This is a genomic window from Paenibacillus sp. AR247 (genome assembly GCF_002968895.1).
Taxonomy (GTDB): Bacteria; Bacillota; Bacilli; order Paenibacillales; family Paenibacillaceae; genus Paenibacillus_AQ; species Paenibacillus_AQ favisporus.
In genome coordinates this window covers 151,492-158,020 of record NZ_PCZT01000009.1, presented here as the reverse complement: position 1 = coordinate 158,020, position 6,529 = coordinate 151,492, and the positions used below count along the sequence as shown (strand labels likewise).

Below are 6,529 nucleotides of genomic sequence, written 5' to 3'. Positions count from 1 at the left end.
TTATCCTGGTTGTCTTCGCTCCAAGCGGATCGAATCCAGGAGCTGTTCCTTGGGCCAATCCTACTTGGGGAACTCCGACTTCCCGCCTTATTATCGGTTTCAGGCGGCTCGCCTCCCGAATTGTTGGGCTATATAAAACAGATCCTTATTCGTTACGAAAACCGTTCACCCGCTTACGAACTGAGCTTGAAGGGCCTTCTCCTGCAACTGATTGCAGATATGTGCCAGTTCGGAATGATGGAACAAAGTGAGGAGCAGCGAAACAGCCCCGGAAACGAATATAACCAGCAAATTAAAAAAGTGCTGGCTTTTATGGAAGAGCATTCTCACGAAAAGCTAGCATTGGATCAGTTGGCTGGCGTAGTTTCTCTCAGCCGCTCCCATTTTTGTAAATTTTTCAAAACGCAGACCGGGATGCGGCCGATGGAATTTCTGAATTTTATCCGCATCAACAAAGCTGCTAATTTGCTGAGCACAGGATCGTACAATGTGCTTGAGGCTGCTCTCGAGTCTGGCTATCAGCATGTCAGTTATTTTTCCAAATGGTTCAGGTTCTATATGAATATGACGCCTTCACAGTTTAAATCCTATTATTCCGGAATGTAGAACAGTAGGATGCTTTCTTCAACATTAGCCTTGGGTTCTTAGCCGCCGCGCCGGCACAATATGAGGGGGACTTCAAAAAGCCGCAATAATGCGGCTATTCTGAGGATATGTGCTTGTCTATATTTACAGTGAAAATCTGCTGCTGAATGACCCTGAACTAAAAGTATCCCGTAAATGAAAGGATTTAATGGCACGTACAACTAAATGTTTCTTTGAAGTTTAACCTGACATTCAGAAGTTGTTGCAGTGACGTACTCCATATAATTCACAGAGCCGTTAAAGTTCAAATAAGCTTCGTAGCGCATGCGGATTGCGGGTAAGGTAATCAAATCCAGAACATTTTCTTTTGGAACCCACGCCATCCCGAAGCCCCAGCCGCCGTGCTGCCCTTGACCGAATGACACGTGGACATTGTTCGTAGCCATGGCGTGTCGGGCGGCTTGCTGCTCGGGCGTGAGGCGGTTGGTGGTCATCAGCTGGACGGCGGGACGGGACAGGATCCGTTGGTTCCCGTGCATCCCCTGATTCAGCAGCATTTGAAAGTACGCGTGGTAGTCATCAACAGTGGAGCAAAGTCCGCCTCCGCCGCCCTGGAACGCCGGAGGCTGGCTGTAGCGTCCCCCTTCGGCTTCGTCCCAAACGTTGAACTCACCGGTCTGCGGGTTGGGGGCATAAAGGGGCGGCAGACGGTCGATCTTGTCGGCGGGCACATGGAAGCTGGTGTCTTTCATCCCGAGGGGATCGAAGATGCGTTCGCGCAGAAATGTCTCAAACGACTGGCCCGTGACCCTGGCTACGAGTACGCCGAGCAGATCGTTACTGATGTGGTACTGCCAGCGCTCTCCGGGCTGGTGCATCAGCGGAAGCGCACCAAGGCGGCGCATCCACTCATCCGGCTCGGGCATCGGTTCCGGCAGATCTGGCGTGAGCCCCTGCTCGAAAATTGAGTTCATGATCGGCGTGCCCAGCGACGTCATATCCATGCCGAGCCCGAATGTGGAGGTCAACAGGTCCCTTACGGTGATCGGACGCCGCGCCGGCACGGTATCGTCCAGCGGGCCGTCGGCTCTCTTCAGCACCCGCCGGTCGGCGAGTTCGGGCAGCCACGGGTCTACCACATCGTCCAGCCGCAGCCTGCACTCGTCAAGCAGGACCATCGCCGCAGCCATCGTGACCGGCTTGGAAGTGGACGCCATCCGGAAGATCGTATCCCGGCGCATCGGCGCGCCTCCGTCATGGCGCATCGTGCCGATCGCTTCGACGTGCGCTTCACCGTTCGGCTGAAAATCGGAGTGCAGGTCCGCCTTTAATTCGCTGACGCTCTTTACCCCATCGTACGGTGCAAATACCCCGTTCAGATAGTTCGTCAATTTCTCGTTCATCCCATCGACTCCCCTTATAACAAGTTTTCAAGCACACGCTTGGCGTACTCCCAGTTGCTTTTGTTGCGCTCGTACGTTTCCTTGCCCTTCTCGGTAATTCGAAAATATTTGCGCCGTCCGCCCTGCGATTCATCGCCCCAATACCACTCGATATCTCCGTCCCCTTCAAGCCTCCGGACGCTGGAATACATCGTGGCTTCCTTTAGTTCGTACTCACCTCCCGAACGTTCGGCAATCAGCTTGACAATTTCATAACCGTAGCGGTCCGCTTCGGATAATAATCGTAAAATCATCGTGTCGGTATGGCCTCGCAGCAGGTCGGATGTGATTTTGTTGTCACTCATACAATCACCTCCATATCTGCATCATACAATACACTACTGTGACTGTCAAGGTAATTAATTTATTAAAACACTTCTGATCAGGTATCCGGTTTACATAATTAAATTATGGTTAACCAAATAGTCTCCATGACTTTTTTCGTCAACTGATATGTGTTCTTGTCTTCCGGTTTTGAAAAATCATGTCTTGCTAAAACACAAAAAGCCGCAGCGCCGCGGCGATTACGCGTATATGCTCTTGTGGTCTTACGTGCTTTGATTCAGGCATATGCCTTTTCTCTCTAGCACGAGATGCTGTAATTAAAAGCTCTCCTACAATTTTATCAACACTTTCGTACCATCCTGAGCCTGGACATCGACCAGAACCGTCCCTTTACACCGCTGCAGCTCCTTGATGAGCTGCCTGATCGCATGCTGCGTACTTGCGTTCTCAAGAATCGACAGCAGTAGTTCAGTCCCGAATCGTCTGCCGTCCGAATCGAAATCATGATCCCGACTCGAGACCCCACCCACATGTCCGCTAGACTTGTTCATCCAATCCTTCATTTTGCGCTTAACGAATCTGGAAGTCAGAATACCGCTTCCGATGCGCAATACGGCATAAGGGACAGGAATGGTAAAAGCATGCTCTTTGCTCTTAACCTTAACAGTCATCATGGCCAGTTACTCAATCACTACAGCTACGGTATTCCCGTCACCAGTACGGACATCAACGATTTGCCCGTCAAGCTCGTTTTCGATTGCATCGATCAGCAGATCGATATCGATATTCTTCACATATTCCGCGGATTGCGGAATATTAGACGCGATGCTGTGCCCCGCTCCGAGAACTGCCTTCACCAGTTTAATCGGTAAATTAATGCTGACATTATCGTTTTCTTCGGTTGTTACTCGAATTTTAAGCGTTTTGTCTAAATAACGGCCGGAACCCGATGGCGTTTTCTTCGAATAGTCTGGTTTCCCCAGTACCTGCACGGCTTGCGATGGATGAGCCATTTGCTTTTCCTGCAGTGCATTAATCAACTCCGATGCCTTATCAGAATCAATTTTGCCTTCCTGCATCATGGACAGCACTTTGCTGATTTCTTCTCTCATCGTTACTTCCTCCTTATTCATCCTTCAGCATTCGGACCGCTTCGTCCGCAGTGATTTCGCCATTCTCCAGCATAGAAATGACCTTCTTCTCATCGACGTCCTGCTTCTTGCGAGTATCGTATCCAAGGGCCGTGATGATATCATTGAGCTTGCCGCGCACCGTCGGGTAAGATATGCCAAGCTCTTTCTCTACTTCCTTGATGTTGCCCCTGTTCACTAGAAAGGTGATCACAAAATGGAGCTGTTCAGGTGAGAGTAGAGCCAGCTTTGATAATTCAAACGTATTCTCAATCGTCGTCCGGCAATGTCCACATTCCAGCTTGACTGCGTGCAGCGGATGGTCGCATACAGGACACTGTGTGATGATGGGATACTTCATACTCTACTCCTTTCTTTTTTTGAATTATAAAACAACACATTCAATTTGTAAAACCAAAAATTAATAAATTTAATAATTACAATAAAATTATTGATTTTTTTGGTTATTATTTAAAATATTCTAAACTTTAATTTTAATAAAATCGAAAAACCAAACCCATCCATGGGTATGATAGTTCAGTTTTATCCTGGTCCTTCCTCAACCCAAGAAGTATCCGCTTGAACCGGGATATATACAGTCATTTTCAAGTCGGGGCAATCGGCAACCGTAAGCGACTGGTGCTCGAAAGCGAGTTCACCGAGCCTTGGGTGATTGAACCTTTTAAGTCCCAGCGGGATCCCGAGCACTTCATGATGATCCCACCATTGATTGAACATTTCGCTCGTCTTCTTGAGCAGATCAACCAACTCTTCGAACGAAGGATCGCCAATATGCTGTCCGTAGCTGGTCCGAAATTGGGCCAAGAGGCTCTGGGCTACTTGCGGCCAGTCCGGAAGCAAATCGGGGTAATCGGGACGGGCAAACATTCGCCACAAACTGTTTCTTTCCAGAACGTTCATCCGGTTAAAGTCGCCAAACAGCTCGCAAGCCGCATGATTCCAAGCGAGCGTGTCCCATCGGGGTCCTCTTATGTAAGAGGGAAAAGGCTCTAATTTATCCAGCATACGCTGCAGGGACGGATCCACGTGAATGTCGGACATCCAATCCTTGGCGGGCGGACGGTGCTCCGCAAGCGTATACAAATGCAGCAGCTCATACCGGTTCAATTGGAGCGCTTTGCCCAAACTGTCAAGAACCTGTGCAGAAGGCCTGACATCGCGCCCCTGTTCCAGCCACGTATACCATATGTTGCTGACCCCGGCGATGTCCGCCACTTCTTCACGACGAAGCCCCTTGGCCCGCCGATGCGGTGCGCTTTGGATACCAAGGTCGACCGGGGATATGCGCGTTCGGCGCGATTTCAAGAATGCGCCTAACTCTTTGCGGCGTTTCAAATCTTCTTCCATGCCCTTCCCTCCGCTCTATCTACATATGAAATCATTTTTCACGTTCATTCTTGCTAGGTATTATTTTTTATAATCGTATAAACGGTATTCTTACGAAAAGACCTTTTTCATCTAGGATAGGGATATAACTTGATGGAGAAAGGTGATTGAAATGACCAAGACTAGTGGAGAGCGTGTCGATTCTCGCAGATGGTGGGCTTTGACGGTGGTGTTGGCAGCGACATTTATGGCTTTGCTTGATTCTTTTATCGTTAATGTTGCGATTCCGTCCATCCAAGCCGATTTACGGGCAAGCGCCTCGGACATTCAGTTTATTCTCGCGGGCTATACGCTGGCTTATGCCGTACTGCTGATTACCGGGAGCCGGCTCGGCGATATGTTTGGGCGAAAACGTCTGTTTCTCACGGGGATGTTAGGATTCGTAGTCGCTTCGGCGCTATGCGGTGCGGCTCCCTCCTCGCTGTACCTGATCCTGTTTCGCGTGCTTCAGGGCATAACGGCAGCGGCCATGATGCCGCAGGTGCTCGCCATGATCCAAGTGAGTTTTCCCGAGCATGAAAAAGCGAAAGCCATCGGTTTGTATGGTGCGACTATCGGCATCGCCACCGTATCCGGGCAGCTGCTCGGAGGTTACCTTATCAGCCAAAATCTGTTCAGTTTGGGATGGCGTTCCGTTTTTCTCGTGAACGTCCCAATTGGTGTGGCTGCGTTACTGGCCGGAATCCCGCTGCTTCAAGAGTCGCGCAACCCTTCAGCCAAACGGCTTGATCTGGTCGGCGCAATCATTTTAACGGCAAGCCTGCTGGCGCTGGCATTTCCTCTTGTTCAAGGCCGTGAGGCTGGATGGCCCGCATGGTCGTTCATCTTGCTTGCCTGCTTCCCGGCAGGTTTGACACTGTTTATTATATATGAGCGGAAAATGCTTGAAAATGGAAAATCGCCACTGCTCTCCCCTTCACTTTTCCGGGATCGTTCCTTTAGCCTCGGCATATCGCTCATACTCGTCTTTTATGCGATCGCTTCGGCATTGTTCTTTACGTTGGCCGTTATGCTCCAGCAGGGATTCGGCTATTCTGCTTTAACGTCGGGGTTAACCTATCTGCCCTTGGGAATCGGCTTCTTCCTCGCTTCACTGGCATCACCTAAGCTCGTGAGCAGGTTTGGACCGGCTGTTCTGTTAGTCGGAGCTATAATTACGGCAGGCGGCATTGGTTACACTTTGGAAATTGTCCATCATCACGGCGGCCATCTGGTTTGGATGGCACTTTGGCCGAGCTTGTTCGTTATTGGCATTGGGCAAGGCACCTGCGCGGCTCCGCTCATCGGAACCATTCTGTCCAAGGTACGTCAGGTGAATATCGGGGCGGCTTCCGGAGTTTTGACGACTGCAACCCAGCTCAGCACCGCGCTGGGCGTATGTTTTGTCGGAATCTTCTTCTATCGTGCTTTGGATATTTCAGCTTTGCCTGACGCGCACGCCCGCTACGCACACGCCTTTACTATCTCACTGGAATTTGTTCTGATTTTGTCCGTCATCTACGCGTTATTGCTCATCTTCTTACTAAAAGCGGGACAGCAACGGCACCCTGAAAAAGCTGTCAGTGCTTCGGGGCAGAGGGGTTGATTTGTATGAACAGCTACCTGTATCAAATCCGTTTTAATGATATCCCAGTATCAAATCTGGAGTATTCGCTTGAATGGTATCAATCCTTTCTCGGA

The 6,529-nt window shown here is 50.0% G+C and carries 8 protein-coding genes; 2 read left to right on the top strand and 6 right to left on the bottom strand.

Translation table 11 applies throughout. The features are described from left to right. Positions 1-606 (top strand): helix-turn-helix transcriptional regulator (locus tag CPT76_RS08575; RefSeq protein WP_181152744.1); only part of this gene is annotated, 606 nt, incomplete at its 5' end. Between the two features lie 200 nt (positions 607-806). Here CPT76_RS08575 and CPT76_RS08570 read toward each other — a convergent pair. From CPT76_RS08570 to CPT76_RS08545, 6 genes are all read right to left on the bottom strand, one after another. After that, on the bottom strand, positions 807-1,988 hold the full coding sequence (locus CPT76_RS08570) for a serine hydrolase domain-containing protein (RefSeq protein ID WP_258168212.1): 1,182 nt from the start codon (positions 1,986-1,988) through the stop codon (positions 807-809). Between the two features lie 14 nt (positions 1,989-2,002). After that, entirely contained in the window at positions 2,003-2,332 is a 330-nt protein-coding gene (locus tag CPT76_RS08565) for a PadR family transcriptional regulator (protein WP_076164694.1), read from the bottom strand. 309 nt (positions 2,333-2,641) lie between these two features. Then, positions 2,642-2,986 (bottom strand): hypothetical protein, encoded by a 345-nt coding sequence (locus CPT76_RS08560; protein WP_105442619.1) that lies wholly within the window; start codon positions 2,984-2,986, stop codon positions 2,642-2,644. 6 nt (positions 2,987-2,992) lie between these two features. Next, on the bottom strand, positions 2,993-3,424 hold the full coding sequence (locus CPT76_RS08555) for an SHOCT-like domain-containing protein (RefSeq protein ID WP_105442618.1): 432 nt from the start codon (positions 3,422-3,424) through the stop codon (positions 2,993-2,995). 13 nt (positions 3,425-3,437) lie between these two features. After that, positions 3,438-3,803 carry a DUF2089 domain-containing protein gene (locus CPT76_RS08550; protein ID WP_105442617.1) on the bottom strand — a complete coding sequence of 122 codons (366 nt, stop codon included), beginning with the start codon at positions 3,801-3,803 and terminating at the stop codon, positions 3,438-3,440. A gap of 182 nt (positions 3,804-3,985) precedes the next feature. Continuing rightward, entirely contained in the window at positions 3,986-4,810 is an 825-nt protein-coding gene (locus CPT76_RS08545; protein ID WP_105442616.1) for a helix-turn-helix transcriptional regulator, read from the bottom strand. A 151-nt stretch (positions 4,811-4,961) separates the two neighbouring features. Here CPT76_RS08545 and CPT76_RS08540 point away from each other — a divergent pair, with 151 nt between their 5' ends. Beyond that, on the top strand, positions 4,962-6,434 hold the full coding sequence (locus tag CPT76_RS08540) for an MFS transporter (protein WP_105442615.1): 1,473 nt from the start codon (positions 4,962-4,964) through the stop codon (positions 6,432-6,434). Positions 6,435-6,529 lie beyond the last annotated feature (95 nt).